The organism is Leeuwenhoekiella sp. NPDC079379 (assembly GCF_044542075.1).
In the GTDB taxonomy this organism is placed as follows: Bacteria; Bacteroidota; Bacteroidia; order Flavobacteriales; family Flavobacteriaceae; genus Leeuwenhoekiella.
Genome location: NZ_JBITTU010000016.1, coordinates 2501 through 5483 on the forward strand (window position 1 = coordinate 2501; position 2983 = coordinate 5483).

The 2983-nt window shown below is 46.3% G+C and carries 2 tRNA genes and 2 rRNA genes (1 of these 4 only partly in view); all 4 read right to left on the reverse strand.

Features of this window, described 5'->3' with window-relative positions:
- A 23S ribosomal RNA gene (locus tag ACIGAM_RS17330) occupies positions 1-673 on the reverse strand; it reaches 2158 nt to the left of the window's first position.
- A gap of 239 nt (positions 674-912) precedes the next feature.
- Positions 913-989 (reverse strand) — tRNA-Ala (locus ACIGAM_RS17335).
- Positions 990-1132: 143 nt separating this feature from the next.
- Positions 1133-1206: transfer RNA gene (locus tag ACIGAM_RS17340), tRNA-Ile, on the reverse strand.
- 151 nt (positions 1207-1357) lie between these two features.
- Positions 1358-2879: ribosomal RNA gene (locus tag ACIGAM_RS17345) — 16S ribosomal RNA — on the reverse strand.
- Together the 16S and 23S rRNA genes with 2 tRNA genes alongside form the textbook arrangement of a ribosomal RNA operon.
- Positions 2880-2983 lie beyond the last annotated feature (104 nt).

Genomic DNA, 2983 nt, shown 5'->3' on the forward strand with positions numbered 1-2983 from the left:
CCCTATTCAGACTCGCTTTCGCTACGGATCCGATGCTGAACATCTTAACCTTGCTAGATAAAGTAACTCGTAGGCTCATTATGCAAAAGGCACGCCGTCACAACTTACGTCGCTCCGACCGCTTGTAGGCGTATGGTTTCAGGATCTATTTCACTCCCTTGTTCAGGGTTCTTTTCACCTTTCCCTCACGGTACTGGTTCACTATCGGTCTCTCAGGAGTATTTAGCCTTAGCGGATGGTCCCGCCAGATTCATACAGGGTTTCACGTGCCCCGCACTACTCAGGATACCACTATCTATAACGCTCTTTACCTATACCGGGCTATCACCGTCTATGGCCACTCTTTCCAAAGTGTTCTAATTCATTACGCATAAAATGTCGTGGTCCTACAACCCCGGAACTGCCGTAACAATTCCGGTTTGGGCTAATCCGATTTCGCTCGCCGCTACTATCGGAATCACTTTTGTTTTCTCTTCCTCCGGGTACTTAGATGTTTCAGTTCCCCGGGTTTGCCTCCTTGCGGATACTATACCTTCAGTATAGTGGGTTGCCCCATTCGGATATCTGCGGATCAATTTGTATGTGCCAATCCCCGCAGCTTTTCGCAGCTTATCACGTCCTTCATCGCCTCTGAGAGCCTAGGCATTCCCCATACGCCCTTATTTAGCTTATTGTACTTCTTGCTCTTATAAGGACTTAGGTATTGCTACCAAGCCTTTGTATTCTTTATTCTAATGAGTTCTATCTATAATTTCTTCTAATCATTACTGATTAAAAAACTTTTGTTTCTCTCGTATTCTTATTATTTCCCAATATGTCAATGAACGATCGCGAGTCGCGATAGACAATTAAATCATCTATGCTACTCACCACAAGCTCTGAAGATAATATTTCATATCTCCAGGCATTGCCTGGTGGAGAATATCGGAGTCGAACCGATGACCTCCTGCGTGCAAGGCAGGCGCTCTAGCCAGCTGAGCTAATCCCCCATTATTTAAAAGCTAGTTAACAGTTATTAGTTAACAGTACTTATAACGGCTACTCAACCTCTAAAAATTTCCTTCAATATATTTCTTATGAACTAACGTCTCAAGCTTATAACCTAAAACTTAGTATGTGCCTTAGCACATAGTAGTCTCAGGCAGACTCGAACTGCCGACCTCTACATTATCAGTGTAGCGCTCTAACCAGCTGAGCTATGAGACTGTCCTTTATTTATCAATCGAATGACTCACTAATTAAAGTGAGCCATCAATCGAAAAATATCTTGAATCAACAACATTAAAAACTAAAATAAATATTCGAACTTTTCTTTCCTTATAGTCGTGGCTTTGTCTGCTATGCAGCAAAGCTCTAGAAAGGAGGTGTTCCAGCCGCACCTTCCGGTACGGCTACCTTGTTACGACTTAGCCCCAGTTACCGGTTTTACCCTAGGCCGCTCCTTGCGGTGACGGACTTCAGGTACCCCCAGCTTCCATGGCTTGACGGGCGGTGTGTACAAGGCCCGGGAACGTATTCACCGCATCATGGCTGATATGCGATTACTAGCGATTCCAGCTTCACGGGGTCGAGTTGCAGACCCCGATCCGAACTGTGATAGGTTTTATAGATTCGCTCCGCCTTGCGACGTGGCTGCTCTCTGTACCTACCATTGTAGCACGTGTGTGGCCCAGGACGTAAGGGCCGTGATGATTTGACGTCATCCCCACCTTCCTCACAGTTTGCACTGGCAGTCTTGTTAGAGTTCCCGACATTACTCGATGGCAACTAACAACAGGGGTTGCGCTCGTTATAGGACTTAACCTGACACCTCACGGCACGAGCTGACGACAACCATGCAGCACCTTGTAATCTGTCCGAAGAAAAATCTGTTTCCAAATCTGTCAGACTACATTTAAGCCCTGGTAAGGTTCCTCGCGTATCATCGAATTAAACCACATGCTCCACCGCTTGTGCGGGCCCCCGTCAATTCCTTTGAGTTTCATTCTTGCGAACGTACTCCCCAGGTGGGTTACTTATCACTTTCGCTTGGCCACCCAGCTCTCAATCGAGCCGGACAGCTAGTAACCATCGTTTACGGCGTGGACTACCAGGGTATCTAATCCTGTTCGCTCCCCACGCTTTCGTCCATCAGTGTCAATCAATTATTAGTAGCCTGCCTTCGCAATCGGTATTCTATGTAATATCTATGCATTTCACCGCTACACTACATATTCTAGCTACTTCATAACAATTCAAGACTAACAGTATCAATGGCAATTCTACAGTTGAGCTGCAGACTTTCACCACTGACTTATTAGTCCACCTACGGACCCTTTAAACCCAATGATTCCGGATAACGCTTGCACCCTCCGTATTACCGCGGCTGCTGGCACGGAGTTAGCCGGTGCTTATTCTTATGGTACCGTCATCAGTCTACACGTAGACCTTATTCTTCCCATATAAAAGCAGTTTACAACCCATAGGGCCGTCTTCCTGCACGCGGCATGGCTGGATCAGGCTTTCGCCCATTGTCCAATATTCCTCACTGCTGCCTCCCGTAGGAGTCTGGTCCGTGTCTCAGTACCAGTGTGGGGGATCTCCCTCTCAGGACCCCTACCTATCGTTGCCTAGGTGTGCCGTTACCACACCTACTAGCTAATAGGACGCATGCTCATCTTGTACCGTAACCTTTACTATTTAAATGATGCCACTCAAATAGACTATGAAGGATTAATCCAAGTTTCCCTGGGCTATACTTCAGTACAAGGCAGATTGCATACGCGTTACGCACCCGTGCGCCACTCGTCAGCCTCCCGAAGGAGCTGTTACCGTTCGACTTGCATGTGTTAGGCCTGCCGCTAGCGTTCATCCTGAGCCAGGATCAAACTCTTCATCGTAGTGTTTTTATAATATTCCACGATATAAGGAAATCTAATTATCTGCTCCTAAAAGCAAATGCTCAAAATGGTTATTCTAGTCTTTAATTCAAATATTATCTATC